We start from the raw sequence: 22492 nt of genomic DNA, 5'->3' as shown, positions 1-22492 counted from the left end.
TTACAAATTGAAATTCAACAAAATACTAGCTGTTTTATTTGCACTGAGCTTGTTTTCGTGCGAAAAAAAGGTTGATAAAGTCATTATAGAAGAAGATACAAAACCCAAAATACCAATAGTCGTTGAATTCGGATTCACTTTAAACGATTATTTGGTTGTTCAAGACACGATTAAAAGCGGCGATACATTCGGTAAATTATTAGAAAATCACAACATCGGAAATTTCAAAGTACATGAGGTAACCGAACAAGTGAAAGACAGTTTTAAGATGCGGGATATTCGTGTTGGAAAGCCGATTACATTATTAAAATCAAAAGAAAAGCCCAATCAACTTCAGGTTTTTATTTATCAAAAAGATAATATCAATTACAGCGTAGTCGATTTTCGAGATACGATTGTAAAGGCATACAACAAACAAAAACCAATCACCATCCGAAGAAGAACCATTGCCACGGCAATTCATGGTTCTTTATCTGAAACTTTGAATAAAAATGGCGTGGATGCCGGTGTGGCGAATAATTTAGCCAAGATTTATGAATATTCCATCGACTTTTTTAAAATTCAAAAAGAAGATAAATTTGCCGTTACGTTTTATGAAAAATACATTAACGATAGTATTTATGCCGGAGTAGACCGATTAGAAAGCTCATTTTTTGAACATAAAGGAAAGAGAATTTATGCTTTTCCATACAAATTGGACAGTCTTTCCAGAAAAGTAGATTACTATGACGAAGAAGGTAAAGGATTGAAAACCATGTTTTTAAAAGCTCCGTTGGACTTCTTCCGAATTTCTTCCCGTTTTTCACCCAAACGATTTCATCCGGTTCAAATGACATGGAAAGCTCATAAAGGAACCGATTATGCCGCTCCACACGGAACGCCAATTAAAACCACCGCTTCCGGTATTGTTGAACGCACAGGATATACAGCAGGGAATGGAAATTATGTCAAAGTAAAACACAATGGAACGTATTCCACTCAATACCTACACATGTCTAAAATTTTAGTTCGACAAGGGCAACATGTGGCACAAGGAGAAGTAATTGGAAAAGTAGGAAGTACCGGTTTAGCCACAGGACCGCATGTTTGTTATCGTTTTTGGAAAAATGGGGTACAAGTTGATCCGCTCTCGCAAAAACTTCCGAATACCGAACCCATGAATGCAAAGCACAAAGCAAACTATTTAGCCTACATTGCTCCATTAAAGAAAGAATTAGACAGTATCGCGACACTTAAATTAAAATAAAATGGCTTTAGAAAATACAAACCCTTCCGGAACAGCAGCTTGGCAAAGTTTGCGAAAACATTTTGAAGACATGCAATATGTCTCCATGCAAGAACTTTTTGAAAAAGATCCAAATCGTGCGTCCAATTTACATATCCAATGGAATGATTTTTTAGTAGATTATTCCAAAAATATTGTCACTCAGGAAACGATGAGTCATCTTTTGGATTTGGCCAAAGAAGTGAATTTGGAAGATGCCATTCAAAAATATTTTGCCGGAGATACCATTAATCAAACTGAAAATAGGGCGGTTTTACACACGGCTTTACGTGCTCCGTCTGATTCAAAAGTTTTGGTGGATGGTCAAAATGTGATGCCGGAAGTTTATTCGGTTAAAAATAAAATTAAAAATTTTACCGACGAAGTTGTCAACGGAAACAGAAAAGGATTTACCGGAAAACAATTTACTGATATTGTAAACATTGGTATTGGTGGCTCCGATTTAGGTCCGGCGATGGTAGTGGAGGCACTTCAGTTTTATAAAAATCACTTAACTGTTCATTTTGTTTCCAACGTTGATGGAGATCACGTGAATGAAGTTATTAAAAAATTAAATCCGGAAACTACTTTATTTGTCATTGTTTCTAAAACATTTACTACACAAGAAACCCTATCCAATTCAGAAACCATTCGAAATTGGTTTTTGCAATCAGCCAAGCAAGAAGACGTTGCGAAACATTTTGTGGCTGTTTCCACCAATATTCAGCGAGTAACTGAATTCGGAATCCACCCGGACAATATTTTCCCGATGTGGGATTGGGTTGGCGGACGATTTTCGTTGTGGAGTGCTGTTGGATTATCCATTAGTTTGGCCGTTGGTTTTGATCATTTTGACAAATTATTAAAAGGAGCGAACAACATGGATGAGCATTTTAAAACAACTCCTTTTGATAAAAATATTCCGGTTGTTTTGGCTTTGTTAAGTGTTTGGTATAACAATTTCTTTGGTGCAGAAAGCGAAGCGTTGATTCCGTACACTCAATATTTGCAAAAATTGGCCCCCTACCTGCAACAAGGAATTATGGAAAGCAACGGTAAAAGCATCGACCGCGACGGAAATCCGGTCAATTATCAAACCGGAACCATTATTTGGGGCGAACCGGGAACGAATTCACAACACGCTTTTTTCCAATTAATTCACCAAGGAACCAAATTGATTCCGACTGATTTTATAGGCTATGTTAAATCGCTTCATGGCAATCAAGATCATCATGACAAATTGATGTCTAACTTTTTTGCTCAAACTGAAGCATTGTTAAATGGGAAATCGGCGGAACAGGTGTTGGCAGAATTTGAAAAACAAGGCATATCCGGTGAAAAAGCAGAATTTTTATTACCGTTTAAAATATTTTCAGGGAATAGACCAACCAACACACTTTTAATCAATCAATTAACTCCGGAAAGTTTGGGTGAATTGATTGCTTTATACGAACACAAAATATTTGTGCAAGGAGTAATATGGAATATTTTCAGCTACGACCAATGGGGGGTTGAATTAGGAAAACAATTGGCCAATTCCATTTTAGATGAAATTCATACAGGAAACATTAAAGAACACGATGGTTCTACTCACTTTTTACTAAAGTATTTTTTGGACAAGAAATAATTTTTTAATTAATAATTGTAACCACGAAGAATTCTCCTTCGTGGTTTTTTTGTGCCTTTTAAAATCAAATGTTATTTTTTAATCAAATTATGATTTCCAAATGATGATTAAAAAAGTACATTTTCTTTCTATTGTTTCTTTTTTGTGTAGATAAGATTATAAAATTATAAAGTTGATTTCCTTAACATTTTCATAACGATTGAGGTTTTCCAATGGCTGAATTTTGCGGTCAAATTAAATCGAAAACCATGAAAAAAAATTTACATTTATTTTTAATTATTTGTTTCATGTCTGTCTTTATGGTAAAGGGGCATGCCCAAGGAAATACTACAGCATCCATCTTGGGGAAAGTGTCTGAAAAAGGAGATGAGTCGTTACCGGGAGCAACAATCATCGTAACACACGAACCTTCCGGAACACGTTACACAGCTACAACCGATGAAAAAGGGGCTTACCGAATCTCTAATATGAGAGTAGGAGGTCCTTATATTCTCGATGTAACGTATGTAGGATATAAGCCATTCAAGGGACAAAATATTTACTTGCAATTAGGGGATTCTAGGTTGATCAACATTGATTTGGAAAGCGAAGTTAGTGCTTTGGAGGAAGTAGTGCTTACGGGTACAAAAGACGCTGACTTTAATTCCAAAAAAACGGGAGCCCAAACCATTATTGATTCTAAGAGAATTCAAAATTTACCCACATTGTCAAGGAATATTACTGACTTTGCTCGTTTAACTCCACAAGCTCAGTTACGAGGAGACGATGTGATTTCGATAAGTGGACAAAACAATCGTTTTAATGCTATTTACATTGACGGAGCAGTAAACAACGATGTTTTTGGTTTGGCAGCCAACGGAACAAATGGAGGACAAACGGGGGTAAGTCCAATTTCTGTAGATGCGATTGAGCAATTTCAAGTACAAGTAGCTCCTTTTGATGTGAAAATTTCGGGATTTGCCGGAGGGTCAATTAGTGCTATTACTCGATCAGGGACAAATAATTTTGAAGGTTCTGCTTATTATTTAAATAGAAATCAAAATTTGGCCGGGATGACGCCGAATGCAATTAGTTCTACAAACAGAAGTAAATTAGCTGAATTTGATGCTACAACTATTGGAGTAAGAGCCGCAGGAGCGATAAAAAAAGACAAATTGTTCTATTTTATTAATTACGAACGTCAAGACAATGAAACGCCACAACCTTTTGAGATAAACAATTATGTTGGAAACATTGCTTTACAAGGAAATAGTCCGGATATAGTGCCCGGTTTAGCTGCCACAAGAATTGATGAGTTAAGCAATTATTTAATTTCAGAATATGGATACAATCCAGGCGAATATGCTAATACAAAAAGCTCTTTAGTGAGTGATAAATTTATTGCTAAAATTGACTGGAATATTAACGACAATCATAAATTGGCTGTTCGTCATAGTTTAGTGAAAGCGGTAAATATTTCACCCTTTAGATCTTCAAACAATTCAATCAATTTTTATAATGGAGCTCAAGAATTTACGTCCACCACAAACTCATCATCGATTGAATTGAGTTCACGATTCAGTGACAAAGTTTCAAACAGCTTAGTTTTAGGTTATACGAGCGTGAAAGATGATCGCAATGCACTTGGAGATCCTTTCCCATATTTAGAAATTAGAGATGGTTTAGGAACTATTTTTGTCGGTTCAGAGCCTTTTTCTACGGCTAATTTATTAGAGCAAAAGATTTTTACAGTTACGGATAATGTAGAAATACAAACCGGAATCAACACTATAACGATAGGAACTCATAATGAATTTAGTTCTTCAAAGAACGTGTTCTTCGGAAGAAATTATGGTTATTATCGTTATAGTACCTTACAAGATTTCTTAGATAATAATAAACCAAACCGATTTAGAATTGGTTATTCATTAGTGGGAGGAGATGGAGATGATTCGCAAGGAGCTGCAGAATTTGATGTGATGCAGTTGGGAGGGTATATTCAAAATGAAATGCGAATAACAGACAATTTTAGATTTTCTTTCGGACTTAGAGTAGATGTACCGGTTTGGGATGACTATATTGTAAATGAGGACTTCAATAACAGAACAATTCCACTTTTGGAAGCAGCCGGGAAAGATTTAAAAGGAGCCAAAGTTGGCAATCGAATTGATTCTAGAGCACATATTTCACCTCGTTTAGGTTTTAATTATGATGTGAATGGGAAAAAACAGACGCAAATTAGAGGTGGTTTAGGAATTTTCACGTCTAGACTTCCATTGGTTTGGCCTGGTGGAGCTTACAATAATAATGGGGTAACACAAGGAACTGTTGACATCAACGGTGCCACAAATCCGAATATGCCGAACTTTAATCCAAATACCAGCGTATCTTCTCAAATTGCAACATTACCGTCTACTATTGCTCCTGCTCAAGGAAATCCAGGTGCTCCCGGTCAATTTTCCGGTGTTGTAGATTTGTTTGCGAAGGATTTTAAATTACCTCAAGTCTTTAAAGCCAATTTGGCAATTGACCAAAAATTACCTTTTGGGATTCGATTGACAACTGATTTTACATACAATGATAATATTAGTGCAATTACGTATGAAAATATTAATTTGAGAGAACCGGCTACAAACCTAACAGGAGGAGATACTCGACCCCGCTATAATGCGAACAATAGAATTGATAATACGTATCAAGGGATTTATTTAGCTTCGAATACTAGTGAAGGAAAATCTTGGAATGCAGCATTTACGTTAACGAGAAATTTTATATCTGATAAAATTGATGCAAGTGTGCAAGCTACGTATTCTTATGGAGAATCAACGACATTGTTTGATGCAACATCGTCCCAAAATAGTTCTCAATGGAATAATATTGAGACTGTAAACGGTTCAAATGCGATTGGAGGTGTTGCTCGTTCTGATTTTGATCAAGGTCATCGAGTTTTAGCAAATTCATTCTTAACTTACAAATGGAACAAATACTTAAAAACCAGAATTGGTTTGTTTTACGAAGGAGCAGAAGGAACACCAATTAGTTATGTTTATAATGATAACGGAAGACTTTTAAGTGATACCTTTTCAAACTCGGCTCTGATTTATGTGCCTGCCAGTCAATCGGATATTGTTTTGGTAGCCGACCCTTCTACCGGTTTAGACCCTCAACAACAATGGGATGCTTTGAATGCATTTATAGAAGGAAACGAATACCTCAAAAGTAGAAGAGGAAATTATGCAGAACGAAATGGAGACCGATTAAAATGGAGTCATGTGATAGATTTAAAATTTGCTCAAGAGTTTATTTTAAACATCAAAAATAAAAAACACACCTTTGAGTTAACCGCCGACATTTTTAACTTTACAAACCTTTTAAATAAAGATTGGGGTAAACGTTATTTTGCCACTTTTGACCAAGTGCAATTGCTCAATCAGGTTGGCTTTTTAGCCGATGGTACAACACCAACATTCCGTTATAATCCGGCAGTTGAACAATCATTAAATCAGATTGACGATCAAGGTTTAAATTCATCAAGATGGCAAATGCAAATTGGAGTTAGATATACCTTCAACTAACAGAAATTTTTTTATTTGTTTTGAGGAAAAGCCTTCGGTTAATTTAATCGGAGGTTTTTCTTTTTTTGATTATATTTGTTATTCAAAAAAATCAACGCTATGTACGAACTTTTACAAAAACTTCATTCTTGGTGGGCTTATTTGGCTCTTATTGTGCTTTTTATTGCCGTTGTAAACGCCTTAATAGGCTATACGTCTAAAAAATCTTTTGAATCAAAAGACTTACGCATTTCGCTTTTTGCATTAATATTTACGCACGTGCAATTACTTTTGGGTTTAGCCGTCTATTTTGTTTCTCAAAAAGGATTAAAAGCATTTGAAATTGAAGGAGCCATGAAAAATTCCGAATTGCGTTTGACCATGTTAGAGCATCCACTCATTAATATTATTGCTATTGCTCTAATTACAATAGGATGGTCTAAACACAAAAAAGTGGCACAAGAACTCAAATTCAGAAAGATATTTTTCTTTTATGCTATTGGTTTAGTCCTTATATTAAGCCGCCTTCCATGGAAAACATGGTTCGCTTAAGAAGGTAAACCACGGATTGACGTGGTTTTTTTTATTGTTGGAATAGTATTTGTTAAATGAAACAGTCACTAAATAGTTGGCTTATGAAACACAAAACTGAACTTCTCGTGTTGGGCATTTTGTCTTTACTTTTTTTTAGTAGTTTTTCATTTAAAACAAAACGATTTGAAAGACCTAGTTTTGAACGGTTGATTCTCAATGATACTATAAAAAAAGACAGTATCTTAAACGATAGCATAAAAACGGAAGCTAATTATCGTTTTAAGCTTTACAAAAAAGGGGCCCATGCTTCTTACTATCACGATAAATTCACCGGTAGAAAAACGGCAAGCGGTCAAATTTTTGACAATCAAAAGTATACTGCTGCTCATAAAAAACTGCCTTTTGGCACCAAAGTTCGTGTGACTAATGAGGCCAATGACAAATCGGTTATGGTTACCATCAACGACAGAGGCCCATTTACAAAAGGCAGAGAAATCGATTTGAGCAAAAGAGCTTTTCGTGATATTGCCAGGCATCATGGCTATGGGACAATGAAAGTAACCATTGAAATTGTGGAAGAAGTGAAAGATAGTTTGAAACTTGATTAGTTTTATTTTAACGTACTACCTTTAGCGGCCCACCACGGAAGTGCTTCTACTTCCAAACGACCGGCTTTTACGGCTGGGTCTAAGTGGGCTAAACTATCCGCTTCTTTAATTGTTTCGGTATTAAAAAGTAAAAAACCGGCTATCGTTTCATGGTTTTCAGATGGTCCGGCCAAACTGATTTTACCGGTTTTATCCAACCAAGCGATGTGTGCCATGTGTTTTTGTTGAAGTTCAGCAGCTTCTTCTTTGGAATGGTTTCTGTTTTTTCCTTTTTTCAACAAAACCAAAAAATACTTTTGCATTACATAAGTGGTGTCTCCTTGTTGATAGGAAAAAGTTTCATGGTTTGTTTTTTTTGTTATTTTTTGATTGGGGCCATTACTAATTGTAACTGTTTTAGCACTGTTACACGCAATGATTACAAATAATAACAATAAAAAGACATTTTTTTTCATGGTTTTATTTTTTTAGTTCTTTCCATTCGCAATCCAATTCCAATGACATTCGGTAGGTATTCTCCGTTAAATAGATGCGAGATACTGATGGAATAGTTTCCTTTTTTTAGTAATCTATCTTTAAAAACAGCCTGACGAAGATCACAAACGTCACCCATGCACTCCCCTTTGTCCTTGCCGTTTTCATCTTTTATGGCAAGTTTAATTTTTTCTACCCTCAAGGTTCCGTCGGGGGATTCAATTCTGAATTGAATTGGAATTTCAGAAAATTGAAAATCATAAACATGGCTAAAATCAAAGAATAAAGTATAAGAAGACTCTTCTTCAATATTAATCGAATGTATTTTACTATCGGTTTTTAACCAACGATTATTTTCAAATTTAGTATCCATTTTTTGGTAAACGGCTAATTTATCGCAGGAGAATAGCAAGAAAAAAGCAAGTAAGACAAGAGGTTTGTGTAATTTCATAATTATTTTATTTTCCATTCTTTAAAAGGGTTTTTACTTAAATAAGCATTGTAATAACGCTCATCGTTGGTTACTTCTTCTCCCAACCAATTGGGTTTTTCAAAGGTTTCAGATTCTGAATTCAATTCAATTTCGGCAATAATCAATCCTTCATTCTCCCCTTGAAAAACATCTACTTCAAACACATGATTACCTTTTTTTATTTCGTATCGAATTTTATCAATAACACCTTTTTCGCATAATGACAGCAGCATTTCAGCTTCGTTAAGAGGAATTTCTTTTTCCCATTCCAGTCGGCTCATGCCGGAATCGTTTCCTTTTCCTTTAATGGTTAAATACCCTTTTTCGCCTTTCACTCGAACACGAACAGTGCGTTCCGGAACCGAACTTACATAGCCTTGTACTATTCTATTCTGACAAAAAGCCTCCTTTTTAAACGCTTCTGAAAGCACTAAAAATTTTCGTTCGATTTCTATCATAAAATTAATTTTCATTATATTGTATGGTAAAGATAATTCAATACATTCGTATAGTAAAAACAAATTGTAAAATGGGCTTATTTTTGGCAAAAAAGGAGCGTGAATCTGTCGTTGAAAAAGTCAACTTCTATTTTGATGAAAATAACCGTTGGCAAGAAAAAACAGATTCTTATGAAGTTTTAGTGGATATTGTTGCTGCATTTCGCCCGAAGAAATTGCACAATCTTCCGCCTCTTGATATTGCCGATTTAATTGTTTTTTTGCAAGAGCATCAGGCTGTTAAAAATTCCTTTTCTACTTATCTGAAATCATTATTTTCCGGAAAAAAAATCAATAAAATAGTTACGGATGCTGCCATTTTACAAGATGCTGACTTTTTTTTCGAGTTAAAGAAAAGAGTAGTTGCAAAATTCTTACCGTATCAACACGAGTCCGATACATTGGAATATATACTGAATCAAGTTTTTTATAACGATACGGATCCACTTTGGGTGCAAAAAATTCCACAAGGACAAGTTGAAACCCTTTTTGATTTGTTGACATTACCCACAATTTATGATTCAGACGATCAAAATTCAGTGTTTTCAGAACTTATGATGTCAATATTGTTAATAGCTCAACGTATAAGCGGACGTGCTTTGGAAACTGATGTGCTGAAAATGGTGCCCGAATACTTTCATTATGAAAGTCCGTTCGCGGCGTTCGAAAAAGAATTGCAAACCATTCAAAAAGAACTGGTCACCACAACCACCAATCAAACCATTACTTCTGACAATTTATCCTATAAACAATTGGAGGTGTTGCTCAAACAGTGTGAGGAATATGTGGATAAAGCCTTTCAAAATTCATCAAAATACGGGATTACAATTCATGTTAATCAAAGTTTGCTCCGAATTCGTCAGCAACTCTCGCGATTAAAAATTCTGTTACCATTGCTTACTATCAATGAAGAAATGGATAAAAAACGGCATACAATTCGTTTGGCGTACAAGCTTGTTAAATATAATTGCACTCGAAATAATCTCCGCACATTTATCAAAGAGAGTATTCAATTATTATCCTATGAAGTAACGCAACATACGGCAAAAACAGGAGAGAAATACATCACTCAATCCCGAGGGGAATATTTTAAAATGTTAAACACAGCAATGGGCGGCGGATTAATTGTTGGCGTTTTGTGTATCCTCAAAGTATTACTATCTAAAGTAGATACTAGTGATTTTGGGTATGCCTTTTTGTATAGCATGAATTACTCCATTGGGTTTATTTCAATTTATCTTTTAGGATTTACCTTAGCCACTAAACAACCGGCAATGACTGCAGCGGCGTTGATTAAGGTTTTGGAAGAAGGAATGAAAAGCGATAGTTCCACGATAAAACATCAAGCTTTTGCAGTATTTTTTGCCCGTGTTTTTCGTTCGCAGTTTATTGCTTTTGTTGGGAATGTAATCATGGCATTTCCGGTTTCATTACTCGGAATTTGGTTGATAGATTTAGCGTTTGATTATAATATTACAGCAACCAAATGGAAAACTATGGTAACCAATTTGAGTCCAATTCACTCCATGGCCATTTTTCATGCGGCAATTGCCGGTTGCTTTTTGTTTTTATCGGGAATTATATCAGGCAGTGTAGCCAATCGGGATAAACATTACGAAATCTATCAACGGATTAAAGAAAATCCTTTTTTGAAACGCAGTTTTGGAAAAGTAAAAGCTGAAAAAATTGCTCATTGGTATGAGCATAAATGGGCCGGTATTACGTCCAATTTTTGGTTTGGGATTTTTATGGGATCAACTGCTTCGGTGGGTATGTTTTTCGGATTAAATTTAGACATACGGCACATTACTTTTTCCAGCGGAAACCTTGCGTTAGGACTTTACGGCTCAAATTATTCTTTGGAGTATGGGATGCTTTTTTGGGGAATTTTGGGAGTTGGGATTATCGGATTGGTTAACTTTATTGTCAGTTTCAGTTTGTCACTGGGCTTGGCTTTTCGTTCCAGAGATATTCCTTTTTCAGAGTTGCGAAATATTAACGTTTCGATATGGCAACACTTTAAACGTAGGCCACTTTCATTCTTTTTTCCAATAGGAACCAACGTTAAAATTACTGATGGAGGAGATAAAACTTCGTAAAATCATTCACATTGACATGGATGCTTTTTATGCCTCTGTGGAGCAAAAGGATTTTCCTGAATTGATAGGAAAACCATTGGCTGTGGGCGGAAGCGAAATTCGTGGTGTGATTTCTGCTGCCAGTTATGAAGCAAGAAAATTTGGTGTTCGCAGTGCCATGAGTGGTGTGCAAGCCAAAAAATTATGTCCTGAATTGGTTTTTGTTCGTCCTCGTTTTGAACGTTACACCGAAATTTCAAAAATAATCCGAAAGATTTTTTTTGAATATACCGACTTGGTTGAACCTCTTTCACTAGACGAAGCCTATTTGGATGTAACCCAAAATAAAAAAGGAAATCCGAGTGCCACTTTATTGGCTCAAGAAATCCGAAAACGCATTTTTGAAGAAACCGGTTTGACTGCTTCAGCCGGAATTTCGATTAATAAATTTGTGGCAAAAGTAGCTTCCGATTATAATAAACCCAATGGGCAAAAAACAGTGAATCCCGACGAAGTTGAGCCTTTTTTAGAAGCCTTAGACATTCGAAAATTTTACGGGATCGGGAAAGTCACTGCCGAACGCATGTATCAATTGGGTATTTATACCGGGAAAGATTTAAAAAACCGAAGTTTGGAATTTTTAGAACAACATTTCGGGAAAAGCGGAACACATTATTATTTCATTGTTCGGGGCATTCACAACAGTCCGGTTAAACCGAACCGCATTTCAAAATCGGTAGGAGCCGAACGAACATTTAATGAAAATTTATCTTCTGAAGTATTCATGGAAGAACGTTTGGAAAGCATCGCCAAAGAACTTGAACGACGTTTACAAAAACACAAAATCGCCGGAAAAACAGTTACATTAAAAATAAAATATTCTGATTTTTCACAACAAACCCGAAGCAAAACCTTGCCTTATTTTATTTCGGATAAAGCCTTGCTATTAGAAACCGCCAAGGAATTATTGTATCAAGAAAAGCTGAAAGAATCCGTTCGTTTATTGGGTATTTCGTTAAATAATTTAAATACGGAAGTAAAGAAAACGGTGGTGGTGCAGTTGCGGTTTGAGTTTTAAAGCTTTTTTATTATTTTTATAAAAAATAGCACACATGAAAATTAATTTAAATTCTTTTTTCAGCATTAAATACTTGGTTGTTTTAGCCTGTTTTTTATCATTTCAATTTCAAGCCCAGACTAACGAAAATGTAATCATTACCGATGCAATAGATATTTCTGCTTTACAAGAAGGCTATCAAAAAAAGCAATATACCATAGAGGAGATTACAAAAGCTTATTTGGATAGAATTGAGGCAATTGACAAAAATGGTTCTCAACTCAATGCGGTTCTTACTATTAATCCTGACGCTATTTCCATTGCAAAAGCATTGGATTTAGAATTAAAACAAGGAAAGTGGCGAGGGCCTTTGCATGGCGTTCCGGTTTTATTAAAAGATAATATAAATACCCATGATAAAATGCCAACCACCGCCGGTTCAAGGGCGTTGGCGAATTCTTTTCCCTTGGAGGATAGTTTTATCGTAAAAAAACTGAGGGCTGCCGGAGCCGTTATTATTGGCAAAACAAACCTAAGCGAATGGGCCAATTTTAGGTCTCATCCTTCCTCAAGTGGTTGGAGCGGGTTGGGAGGTCAAACCAAAAATGCGTATGATGGCGAAAGAAATCCGTGTGGCTCCAGTTCCGGTTCGGCAGTGGCAGTAGCGGCTAATTTAGCAGTGTTTGCCATCGGTACCGAAACCAATGGATCAATCGTTTGTCCGTCTCATGCCAATGGCATTGTGGGTTTAAAACCAACGGTGGGATTAATCAGTAGAACAGGAATTATCCCGATTTCATTTACACAAGATACCGCAGGACCAATGGCACGTTCTGTAAAAGATGCAGCCATTATTTTAGGTTGGCTCACCGGTATTGATCCGGACGATTCAAAAACTGCGGCCAGTGAAAAGTATCGTCAAACAGATTATGCCGGCTCATTAGACAAAGAAAGTTTAAAAGGTAAACGAATTGGCGTTTTTACCGGAGTAAAAGGGAAATCCACTCCAGTAGATGCGTTGTTTCAAAAAGCGGTTGCTGCGATAGAAGCTCAAGGTGCTACCCTTGTTGAGGTGCCGGAAATTAGTCCTGAAATTACCAACGGACAGTCGTTTACAGTGCTTTTATATGAGTTTAAACAAGGATTAAATGACTATTTCAAATCGTTGGGACCTAACGCACCTATCAAAACCTTGGAAGATTTAATTGCGTTTAATAAAAAAGATGTGGAAGGGTTAAAGCAATTTAATCAATTGTTATTGGAATTAGCTCAACAGAAAACGGATTTAAACAGTGAAGAATATAAAACAGCTTTGGCGGGTATGTTGGCAAATTCGCAAACGAACGGCATTGATAAAGTAATGAACGCCAATCAATTGGATGCCATTGTTGCACCAACCGGAACACCTGCTTGGTTGACGGATTGGGAAAAAGGAGATCAATTTGTTTTTGGCACTTCCGGTCCGGCAGCTCATGCCGGATATCCTAACTTAACCGTTCCAATGGGCTATGTTGATGGTTTGCCGATAGGAATTTCTTTCATTGGTAGAGCGTGGAGCGAAGCATTACTTTTAAATTTAGGTTACTCATTTGAACAAAATACCAAACACCGAATAGCACCGCAATTAAAAGGGAATTGATTTTTGGATTAGTAAAGTAATAAAAAAAGATTGATGATATATAGGTTTTATGAATGCTTTTATTTAACAACATGCCGGAATTTAGTAGTACTAGACAAGAATTAAATAAATCAAAAGGAAAAATTAAATAATCAATACTAGAAAAGAAGAAAAAATTGATTAATGAAAGTCAAAATATTAGAACTATAGATTCTGTATTAAATCTTGATACAGGTAAAATTATATATGCTAATACCTTCTTAGAATTAGATGACCATATTGTTTTTCCATTCAGAGAAAAATGTCAAGATGCATATAAGAAAAAGAGAGAGCCTTTTCTTGTTTGTGAAGTTTGCGGACAAATGGTTCAAATAAGCGGAGGGAAAGGAATAAATGGAAAGATAAAATATTTTAAGCATCTTAAAGATAGCAAAGATTGTCCTATTAAAACAGACACCAAATTATCACGAGAAGACATATTAAGAGGAAAGTTTAATGGACAACAAGAGGGTGCATTGCATATTGAAACCAAAGAATTAATTTATAATTTTTTGTGTTTGAATAAAGAAACTAAAGGCGAAGTTTCATTTGCTAAAAAAGAAATGGTAATTAAAAGTGAAAGGGATTATTTAAGATGGAAAAAGCCTGATGTAACATCAATTTTCAATGATAAGAAACTAGCTTTTGAAATTCAACTTGCAACTACTTTTTTAGACGTTATTTGTGAAAGACAGCATTTTTACAAAGAAAATCAATCTTTTATATTCTGGATATTCAAAAAATTTGAAATTGAAGCAGATAAGCAACGATTTACTCAAAAGGACATTTTTTATTCTAATAACAGAAATGCTTTTGTATTAGATGATGAAGCTATCAGATTATCAAGCTTAAACAATGATTTATTCTTATTATGCCAATATCAACAACCAATTGAAAAAGAGGAAAAGATTGTTTATGAATGGCAAAGCAAATATGTTTGTATAAGTGAACTACTTTTTGATGAAGAACATTATAAGGTATATTATTTTGATGTAAATAAAGCTGAAAATGAGATTACGAACATTATTGAAAAGAAAATAGCAGTTCGTAAAAATGAAGAAAAACTTTTTAAGGAAGAAGAAGAAAAATTAAGATTAAAAGAGATAAAAGATTGGGAGGAGAAACAAAGAAAAATCAAAGCCGAACAAGAAAAAAAGCATTTAGAGGAAATAGAAAGACAGCAAGAGCTAGAAAAATATAAGACTCAAAGACAAAATGAAATAGCTGCTGAACAAAATAATTTTAAAAACAAGAATGCACTCTTTTTTGAAAGATTAGAAAAAAATTACAGTGTATTGAGTCCAATGCAAATAATATTTAAATCAAAATTACATGAAATTGATTCAAGAATAGATGAGTTATTTAAAAATGGATATGAACCAAATAAAAATGATATTACATTCCTTAATGACGAATATAACACTGAATTAAAGCTCTATAAAGAACCTGCTAGAGTATCAATCCTTTATTACCTATCAATTATTACAATAAACGCAAAAATTAGGCATAATTCAGTTTATAAACAGCAATTACCAAAAATTGAAAGATTATTAATTGCAATTTTATCATTTAAAGAAAAAAAAGTAATTGGATATAGTTATAGTTTAATACAACTCGCAAATTATTTTTTTAATCCAAAGAACGAAAAAAATTATAGTTTTGCATTTATAATTTTAAAAGCAATAAAAACTTATTACGGAATTGAATTATTCTTTAAAAACGAAGATTTGAAAGGTAGTTTTAGAAATAAAGTAAATGAATTTGAAAAAAGTAACATTTCAAAAAATACAGAATTTAATGGATTAATAAATCACATTTTTAAAGATTTAAAACTATAATATTCTAAAATAAAAAAAACCGCCCATCAAGGCGGTCATAACAATTAATCTAATTCTACAACGTATCCCTATGGGTTGTAACTTCCGCGATAAACACATCAACTTCGGCAAGTTGTTTGTTTACGCGTTCAAGGTCTAATTCTTTTTCAAGCAGAGCCACCGCACCGTAACTTTCTTTTCGGTTTTCCAACAAGAATTTACGGTATTCTAACCGTACTTTGCGTTTTTCTTCGGCCTCTTTGGTGGGGCCTTCCGGCAAAATCGCAATAACGGTGTCAACGGCAGCTATTTCAGCATTTACACCTTGCAGGATGGCATCAATCTCTACAGCGGTATTGCTGTAGTTGGTCACAAGTCGTTCTTCTGATAACTTTTTAAAGTTTAAATCAGATTTTTCCTTTTGGGCAATGCCCAACAACACATCGCAATCGGCAACTGTTGTTAAATTACTTACTGAATACATAATTAATTCATTTAAAATTACAATTACATAAACGCAAGTAATGTGCCGTAAAAGTGTTACAAATCAGAAGTTTACCAAAATATTAACGTGTAGCGTTAATCTTATTTTAAAAGTATACTAAACTCAAAATAGATTACGTTTTGACCGCTATTTCTAAACGTTTTTTGAGCAATTTTTCTTCAAAAGCCAATACTTCTATTTTAATTTGTAGTTGAACTAAACCCTCTGCATTTTTTTCATCTTGCTTTTTTAGGGTAAGCGATTCGATTAATTTGATTTCTTTTTTTGTTTTGGCTTGTTCTTTCAAGTGGTTTACTATTTTATTAGACGCCTTAGTAGCATATTCTTTTTTTTGCATGGCCACTAGTTTCTTTTCAACCAATAGTTGTTGGTGTTGATTTTTTACTAAAAGTCGTTGTAAAAAACTTTGATTTATTTGTTCGTTTTTAGCTTCAAGTTCAAAATCAGTAGTTTCATTTTGTGCTAAAGACAATAGATTTGCTAATTTTTCAGTGGCATGAGTGGGTAGTTTGCGTTTACCAATTTCATACAATGATAGTTGACTTCGTGTCACTTGAAGCAATTGTGCCAATTCTTCTTGCTTTAAACCCAATTGTTCTCTAATGGTTAGTTGCTTTTTCATTTTGAAAGTAAGTTTGTAGCAAATTTGCAAAAAATAATTTTACGCTACACTTTTTGTAGCAAAATTTTAAGAATGAAAAAAATGCGTCAATTGTTGACGCATTTTTTTATAAATGAAATTTTTGCTACGCTTGTTGAGTTGGTTTTAGATTATAAATATACTAAAGTAAAATAATATTTAAAGCAAAACAAATGAATAATACTGCTTATAACTTTATACATAACGTTTATAACATTTGTATAGCTAAAATAGTTTTCATCATTTATTATTGCAAATTTTTATCAAAACTACTCCATGCATAACACAAAAGTTTAGCAAAAATAAAAAAACATTAAACAAAATATCACCATTTCTAGTGAGAGAAAAAAAATCACTAAAAGTGGGTATTGTTTGGTGTTTATTTTTACTCTAAACTTGTAATCAGTTGATTGTAAGTAAAAAATTTTACAAAAAGAAAATATTCTCTTTACGCATAGTTTACTCCCTTTTGTACCTTTAAACACTATCAATTTTAACAATTTTTACAGAAAATCTGTAAAATGGTCTTGCTAACGTTCTTTACATTGCAGAAACAATGACAATGACAATAGCAATATAAATGGCAATATCAATAACAATATCAAAACTAAAGATTCACCAATTCCCTTCACTTATATGAAACATTACACTTCTTTTTACAGCCTCATTGCTTTTTTGTTTTGCTTATGCAGTGTGCAGCTGTTTTCCCAAGACATTTTATGGGAAAAATCTATTGGCGGTAAACACGCTGATTATTTGTTTGATGCTGTTCCAACGGCAGATTATGGATTTTTATTAGCGGGAAGCTCATTATCTGGTAAAACCGGTAAGAAAACCGATGCTAATCAAGGTGACTTGGATTATTGGCTTTGGAAAATGAATGAACATGGTGATTTGGAATGGCAAAAAAGTTTTGGAGGAACCGGTTCAGACTTTTTGCAAAGGGTTGAACTTACCAATGATGGCGGTTTTATTTTGGTCGGAACATCCAATTCCCCTAAAGGCGAAGGAAAGAAAGAAGACAGCCGAGGACATGAAGATATTTGGGTAATAAAGTTGGATGCTAAAGGAACAGAAGAATGGCAAAAAACCATTGGTGGCTCATCTCAAGAAATGGCACACAGCATTCGTCAAACAGCAGATGGTGGTTATATCATTGGAGCATCATCGTCCTCCGAAAAAACGGGTGACAAAGAAACAAACAGCCGAGGAGCAATGGATTATTGGATTATTAAATTAGATAAAAAAGGAGAAATTGATTGGCAACAAACCTTTGGTGGAATTTACAATGATTTTTTAAAGAGTATCGAACAAACGCATGACGGCGGTTACATTGTTGGTGGTTATTCAAACTCACCCGAATCAGGTGACAAAACCAACCGTAACTTCGGCATTGGTGATTACTGGGTTTTAAAACTGGACAAATCAGGTAACCTTGAATGGCAGAAAACACTTGGTGGAGACAAGGACGATCAATTAGCTACACTTGTACAAACCCGAGATGGTGATTTTATTTTGGGTGGTAACTCCAATTCAGGTGTATCTGAAAGCAAGCGTAAAAGTAATAGAAATGGAACTGATTTTTGGGTTATAAAATTAGATAAAGAAGGTGAAGAAATCTGGCAAGAAACCTATCATTTTGGCAAATCAGATGTTCTAACATCAATAGTGGAAAACGATGATAAAACACTGCTTATTGCAGGCTTTGCCAAAAGTGAAGTAATCGGAGCAAAAAAAACAGATAAGGAAGACATTAATGATTATGCATTTATTAAAGTAAAAGAAAACGGAGAAGAAATTTTTAAAAGAACCGTTGGCAGTACTGGTGAAGAAATCATGCGAAAAGTTATAATTACTCGTGATGGAGGTTACTTACTCACAGGAACATCAAACGGAAAAACTTCTCGCGACAAAAAATCGGCTATCGGCAGTCAAGATTTTTGGGTGGTAAAACTTAAAGACAAAGACAAACGCAAAGAAGATAAACTGGCCATCGAGGCCTTTCCAAACCCAACGGCACAGTACACCAATGTAATCATTGGCTATGACTATGAAAAAGGTACTTGTTCTGTATTTGATATAGCCGGACGACAGTTACAAACTTTTGACATTGCCAAGGAACGCACCATTCCGGTGGATTTGGGCGGACTACCCGAAGGGATATATGTGATTGAGATAAAAACAAACGTGCAGAAGGATGGGGTGAAGGTGATTAAAGGAAATAAAAATTAAACAAATAAGCCATATGAAATCAATCGTAAAAAAAATACTCATCATATCTTGGATAGTGATAAACAGTAGCTGTGTTTATTCCCAAATAACACCTGAAGAAATTAGTGTTCCTAATCATGCACCACTTGCACCGGAAGTTGCCGCATTAGCAAAATATAAAGAAGTTCCAGTAAACATGTATACAGGCGTACCAAATGTTAGTATCCCAATCTACACCGTTAAAACGGGTAATATAGAACTTCCAATCTCATTAAGTTATCATGCCGGAGGACATAGAGTTGAAGAAATAGCAACTTGGGTCGGACTTGGATGGAGTTTGAATGCGGGAGGTACAATTTACAGGCAAACCAGACAGTTACCGGATGATGCACCAGCTGGGTATATTCATACAGCTAGAACTATCGTAGAATGGGAAAATACAGCAACCTATTCAGGCAGAAGAGTATTGGAACAAAACGCAAAAAGAGGACATCAAGATTATGAGCCAGATAATTTTCAATTTAATTTTTTAGATTACAAGGGTAGTTTTTATTTTAATCAAAATAGAAGTACTCAAAAACCTTATGGAGAGTTAATACAGTTCCCTATTTCTGATATTAAGATTGATTATACTTTAAATCCCAGTGGCATGTTTGATTATTGGAAAATAACAACACCCGATGGGACAAAATATTTTTTTAATTCACAATGTGGAGATTTTTTAAGTAGTTCTTTCAGTTATTATGGGGATACTAGTGGATCTTTACCTATCCCAACAGTTGGACATTTAGAAAATAGTATTCCACACAATACATCTTGGCGTTTAAGTAAAATTGAAACCAATTCAGGGGAGTTAATTGAATTTGAATATGAAGCTTACTCTTATACTAATAATTGTATTCCTTCAGGTGAATCTACGAGTATATCCAATAATAGTGTTTCAGTAAACAACAGCTTTACAATAAATTTGTCCTCAGGAACAAATTATCGTTTAAAAAAAATTAGTTTTAAAAACGGGTATGTAGAGTTTGTCACACAGGGTGAACGTTTAGATTTATCGTATGATAAAGCATTAGAAGAAATATTTGTTTATTCAAAATTAGAAGACACAACTACTTCAACTTTAGTTCAAAGAACAAAATTAATTTACGATTATTTTGAAAGCCCAACTTCTCAATTCAATTCAATGTGTTTAGGTAATTATAATCCCGATGAAATTAATAAGAGGCTCTATTTAAAAGAAATTGAATTCTATGGAAACCAACTTTTTTCTTCCGATAAAATAAAATATTCTTTTGAATACAATACTGATGTAATTTTACCTCACAGATTTTCAAAGTCTCAGGATTATTGGGGATATTATAATGGAAAGTCAAACACAACCCTTATCCCAACAACTTTTTCAAGCGTTTTTGCTGGAAATTTAACTAAATCACTTGTGAATAAAGGCAATAGAGAGATTGATATTAATTATACCCAAGCCTGTATTTTAAAACGGATTAATTATCCTGAAGGGGGTTTTACTGAGTTTACGTATGAAAATAATGAACGAAATCCCACCAATATAGGATTTGGAATAGACATGATCTATGAGCCTAGTTTACAAAGAACTGAAATTGTAAACTCTAATGGCACTATGATAACCGATTCGCAAACCGGAAGAAGATATTTTAGAACCAATTTTGATGTTTCAGATGAAATATCCTATGATAATTATTTCACTTTTACAACCTCAAGTACACTTTGTGACAATACGCAAACAGACCCTGTAGAACCAAATATTAACCTACCAATACTAGGCTGTGATATTGTTTTACACATAAAAAACAGAGTTTTAGGACAACCTAATCTCACACATCCTAACGGTTTACCCATAGGATACAATGGTAAATTATTCATTCAACCCGGTCAATATACGTTGGAGATTGAAATTAAATCAAACAATTTAGATATTAGTAATGCTTATATTGAAGTGGTTGCCCAATGGAAAGAAAACAAATACCCCGGTAAAAAATTTATTGGCGGATTAAGAATTAAAGAAATAAAAGATTATAAATCGGGATATATACTAAATCAAACAGACCCGAATGCCCCAGCTTATGAGTTAGATGAAAATGCAACCATAACAAGAAAATATGTTTATCAAAACAATGATAATTCACCCTCAGGGTGGGTTGTGGGAGTACCCGTTTTTAGAAGTTTTAGTAAAAGTGAAGGTAGTTTGGATAATCCACCGCAATTATCAGAAGTCATTAGTTCCAGTTCTAGCAATAATGCCATAAGCTCTGATGCAAATAACTTAGGATATTTTTGTGTGAGAGAGGTTAGACAAGTTGAGGATAAAGAAATCATTAAAGAGGAAAGTTTTACAGGTGATACGGCAACATCAAGTTATCCGGGTTCACCAATTTATCATAATTGGACATCAGGAAGACCAACCCTTCAAAGGCTATTTATAAAAAAATCACCGGGAGACATAACTGATTTAAGCTTAGATGGTCTTTTTAATGTGATACAATCTACTCAAACAAACTATTATTCGGTAGCTACTTTGCCTTCTAATTATCCAAAAACAACCAGAGGGCTTAATCTTCATCAATCCTATTTTTCGGAATCGCAAGCAGATTTAAATGAAAAAGAGATTTATGATATTATTTCAGGAACAAATTTGGGGGTTAGAGAACAAATCGAGACAGACTACTTTTATGAAAGTGGATCAGTAAGCACAATTCAAAATGTAACAAAAACACTTTATCACAATCTTTCCGAAAATGGAACTCCAATTGGAACTCCACATCATTTTTTACCGTTAAAAAAGATAAATATTTTAAATAACGGAAGTGAAACCATTGAAACAAAATATTATTATACTCACGATTTAATTGGCAATAGTCTTTTTAATCAAACCGTTATTAATCAATTAAATACCAATCATCAATTTAATTCACCATTACTTAGAGAGACCTTTCTAAACGGTGTTAAAACCGCTACTCTTGCCACTCAATTTAAAGATTGGGGCAATAACGCTTTGGGACAAAAAGTATTAATGCCGGAGATTATTCAAGCAAATAAAGGAAGTTTAAGCCCACTTGAAAATAGAGTAAGATATATAAATATAGACCCTTTGGGTGCTAAACCAAGAGAGATGCAACAAGAAAACGGAACCTCGGTAGTTTATATTTGGGGTTATGCCAAATCGTTACCCGTTGCAAAAATCGAAAATATCAGTTTTAGTAGTATACCGTCAAATCTTATAAATGCCGTTCAAAGTGCTTCAACAGAAACTGGTTTAATCACTGCATTAAATGCTTTACGAAATTCCAGTGCATTAGTTAATGCACAGATTTCTACCTACACTTACATACCTCTTGTTGGTGTCAAAACCATGACAGACCCAAAAGGATACACCATGACCTATCATTACGATGAATTCAATCGTCTTAATAAAGTAACCGACATGGAAGGTAATATACTAAGTGAAAACGAATACCATTACAGAACTCAAAATTAATACGAAA

The 22492-nt window shown here is 34.4% G+C and carries 16 protein-coding genes; 11 read left to right on the top strand and 5 right to left on the bottom strand.

Going from position 1 to position 22492, the window contains the following annotated elements:
• The first annotated feature begins 7 nt into the window (after positions 1–7).
• The 5 genes from EQG68_RS04805 (at position 8) to EQG68_RS04785 (ending at position 7566) form a co-directional block, all read left to right on the top strand.
• Positions 8–1246 carry a M23 family metallopeptidase gene (locus tag EQG68_RS04805; protein WP_164975388.1) on the top strand — a complete coding sequence of 413 codons (1239 nt, stop codon included), beginning with the start codon at positions 8–10 and terminating at the stop codon, positions 1244–1246.
• A gap of 1 nt (position 1247) precedes the next feature.
• Positions 1248–2891 (top strand): glucose-6-phosphate isomerase, encoded by a 1644-nt coding sequence (gene pgi / locus EQG68_RS04800; RefSeq protein WP_129463650.1) that lies wholly within the window; start codon positions 1248–1250, stop codon positions 2889–2891.
• 248 nt (positions 2892–3139) lie between these two features.
• Positions 3140–6445 carry a TonB-dependent receptor gene (locus EQG68_RS04795; RefSeq protein ID WP_129463649.1) on the top strand — a complete coding sequence of 1102 codons (3306 nt, stop codon included), beginning with the start codon at positions 3140–3142 and terminating at the stop codon, positions 6443–6445.
• 99 nt (positions 6446–6544) lie between these two features.
• Positions 6545–6976, top strand: coding sequence for a hypothetical protein (locus tag EQG68_RS04790; protein WP_129463648.1), 432 nt, complete (start codon positions 6545–6547; stop codon positions 6974–6976).
• An 83-nt stretch (positions 6977–7059) separates the two neighbouring features.
• Positions 7060–7566: a septal ring lytic transglycosylase RlpA family protein gene (locus tag EQG68_RS04785; protein ID WP_129463647.1), complete on the top strand. Its 507-nt coding sequence runs from the start codon at positions 7060–7062 to the stop codon at positions 7564–7566.
• A 2-nt stretch (positions 7567–7568) separates the two neighbouring features.
• Here EQG68_RS04785 and EQG68_RS04780 read toward each other — a convergent pair whose 3' ends face one another.
• The 3 genes from EQG68_RS04780 to EQG68_RS04770 form a co-directional block, all read right to left on the bottom strand.
• Entirely contained in the window at positions 7569–8021 is a 453-nt protein-coding gene (locus EQG68_RS04780) for a YciI family protein (protein WP_129463646.1), read from the bottom strand.
• On the bottom strand, positions 8018–8413 hold the full coding sequence (locus EQG68_RS04775) for a gliding motility lipoprotein GldH (RefSeq protein ID WP_164975387.1): 396 nt from the start codon (positions 8411–8413) through the stop codon (positions 8018–8020). The genes EQG68_RS04780 and EQG68_RS04775 overlap by 4 nt, the downstream gene beginning before the upstream one ends.
• Positions 8414–8493: 80 nt before the next feature.
• A complete protein-coding gene (locus EQG68_RS04770; protein ID WP_129463644.1) occupies positions 8494–8970 on the bottom strand; it encodes a CYTH domain-containing protein in 477 nt (158 codons plus the stop codon).
• 83 nt (positions 8971–9053) lie between these two features.
• On the opposite strand from EQG68_RS04770, the gene EQG68_RS04765 reads away from it, so the two are divergent.
• The 4 genes from EQG68_RS04765 to EQG68_RS04750 all read left to right on the top strand — a co-directional run bounded on the left by EQG68_RS04765 (position 9054) and on the right by EQG68_RS04750 (position 15639).
• Positions 9054–11108 (top strand): site-specific recombinase, encoded by a 2055-nt coding sequence (locus EQG68_RS04765; RefSeq protein WP_246011644.1) that lies wholly within the window; start codon positions 9054–9056, stop codon positions 11106–11108.
• Positions 11086–12165: a DNA polymerase IV gene (gene dinB, locus EQG68_RS04760; protein WP_129463643.1), complete on the top strand. Its 1080-nt coding sequence runs from the start codon at positions 11086–11088 to the stop codon at positions 12163–12165. The genes EQG68_RS04765 and dinB overlap by 23 nt, the downstream gene beginning before the upstream one ends.
• Before the next feature lie 34 nt (positions 12166–12199).
• A complete protein-coding gene (locus EQG68_RS04755) occupies positions 12200–13783 on the top strand; it encodes an amidase (RefSeq protein ID WP_129463642.1) in 1584 nt (527 codons plus the stop codon).
• 155 nt (positions 13784–13938) lie between these two features.
• Positions 13939–15639, top strand: coding sequence for a DUF6035 family protein (locus EQG68_RS04750; RefSeq protein ID WP_129463641.1), 1701 nt, complete (start codon positions 13939–13941; stop codon positions 15637–15639).
• A 55-nt stretch (positions 15640–15694) separates the two neighbouring features.
• Here the strand turns inward: EQG68_RS04750 and EQG68_RS04745 are convergent, their stop codons facing one another.
• Both EQG68_RS04745 and EQG68_RS04740 read right to left on the bottom strand, forming a co-directional pair.
• Positions 15695–16102: a hypothetical protein gene (locus EQG68_RS04745; protein WP_129463640.1), complete on the bottom strand. Its 408-nt coding sequence runs from the start codon at positions 16100–16102 to the stop codon at positions 15695–15697.
• 133 nt (positions 16103–16235) lie between these two features.
• Positions 16236–16745, bottom strand: coding sequence for a helix-turn-helix domain-containing protein (locus EQG68_RS04740; RefSeq protein ID WP_129463639.1), 510 nt, complete (start codon positions 16743–16745; stop codon positions 16236–16238).
• Between the two features lie 654 nt (positions 16746–17399).
• Between EQG68_RS04740 and EQG68_RS04735 the strand changes: the two genes are divergently transcribed.
• Together EQG68_RS04735 and EQG68_RS04730 are read left to right on the top strand one after the other, a co-directional pair.
• Complete coding sequence (locus EQG68_RS04735; RefSeq protein ID WP_129463638.1) at positions 17400–18995, top strand: T9SS type A sorting domain-containing protein; 1596 nt, start codon at positions 17400–17402, stop codon at positions 18993–18995.
• A 13-nt stretch (positions 18996–19008) separates the two neighbouring features.
• Complete coding sequence (locus EQG68_RS04730; RefSeq protein WP_129463637.1) at positions 19009–22485, top strand: RHS repeat domain-containing protein; 3477 nt, start codon at positions 19009–19011, stop codon at positions 22483–22485.
• The last annotated feature ends 7 nt before the right edge of the window (positions 22486–22492 follow it).

Origin of the sequence: Flavobacterium piscinae (genome assembly GCF_004122145.1) — a bacterium.
GTDB classification, from domain to species: domain Bacteria; phylum Bacteroidota; class Bacteroidia; order Flavobacteriales; family Flavobacteriaceae; genus Flavobacterium; species Flavobacterium piscinae.
The sequence above is the reverse complement of the archived record's forward strand: the minus strand, read 5'-3'. Positions and strand labels throughout refer to the sequence as shown.